This is a genomic window from Streptomyces sp. NPDC059909 (assembly GCF_042730885.1).
Lineage (GTDB): Bacteria > Actinomycetota > Actinomycetes > Streptomycetales > Streptomycetaceae > Streptomyces.
The window spans coordinates 1-315 of the sequence record NZ_JBHWKX010000210.1; positions in this window are offsets into that span (position 1 = coordinate 1).

The window sequence follows — 315 nt, forward strand, 5'->3', positions numbered from 1 at the left end:
TTGTTCCCCCCCCCTCTCCTTTTTCCACCCCCCGGGGGGGGGGACTGCGGCGCCCGTCCCCCCTCCCCCCCCGCCGTTCGGCCCCGCCCCGGCGTGGTATGTGACGGTATGTCCGGTGCTCGGACCATAGTGGGCAGCTATGAGCACCACCGACACCGCCGACCTGCCCCCGGACAGCCCGCACGGCCCCACGTCCGCCGAACCGCCCGGCGCCGACTCCCGGCCGGACGTCCCGGTCGTCGCGATCGGCGTGCTCGGCATCGTCGCGGTCGTCCTGTGGGCGAGCTTCGGCAAGTCCTCGTTCCAGCGCTTCTC